Raw genomic sequence first — 863 nt, 5'->3', positions numbered from 1 at the left:
CTAAGTACACTGATCCAGTAAATGGAGAAGTAATATACGGTGAATGGGATAAACCTACTGGTAACTGGGATAAATACAATGCTCCAGACATTCCAGGCTATACTTCAAATGAAGTATCAGTAGAAGAGGTAACTCCAAATACTGCAGACAAGACAGTAATTGTGAAGTACACGAAGAATCCACCAATTGAAACGACTGAGAGTAAGACCATAACTAGAACGATTATTGTTGAAGATCCAGATGGTAGTGAAACTCAAGTTGTTCAAAAGGTAACGTTTATTCGTCCTAAGTACACTGATCCAGTAAATGGAGAAGTAATATACGGTGAATGGGATAAACCTGCTGGTAACTGGGATAAATACAGTGCTCCAGACATTCCAGGCTACACTTCAAATGAAGTACCAGTAGAAGAGGTAACTCCAAATACTGCAGACAAGACAGTAACTGTGAAGTACACGAAGAATCCACCAATTGAAACGACTGAGAGTAAGACCATAACTAGAACGATTATTGTTGAGGATCCAGATGGTAGTGAAACTCAAGTTGTTCAAAGAGTAACGTTTACTCGGCCTAAGTACACTGATCCAGTAAATGGAGAAGTAATATACGGTGAATGGGATAAACCTGCTGGTAACTGGGATAAATACAGTGCTCCAGACATTCCAGGCTACACTTCAAATGAAGTACCAGTAGAAGAGGTAACTCCAAATACTGCAGACAAGACAGTAACTGTGAAGTACACGAAGAATCCACCAATTGAAACAACTGAGACTAAGACCGTAACTAGAACGATTATTGTTGAAGATACAGATGGTAGTGAAACTCAAGTTGTTCAAAGAGTAACGTTTACTCGGCCTAAGTAC

At 39.5% G+C, this 863-nt stretch carries 1 protein-coding gene; it reads left to right on the top strand.

Going from position 1 to position 863, the window contains the following annotated elements; all coding sequences use genetic code 11:
* On the top strand, positions 1-863 hold an 863-nt coding region (locus FD18_RS06045; RefSeq protein WP_420919755.1), incomplete at both ends, for a mucin-binding protein.

The sequence above is a fragment of the Lactobacillus taiwanensis DSM 21401 genome, from assembly GCF_001436695.1.
Lineage (GTDB): Bacteria > Bacillota > Bacilli > Lactobacillales > Lactobacillaceae > Lactobacillus > Lactobacillus taiwanensis.
This window is presented reverse-complemented; position numbering and strand designations above follow the sequence as displayed.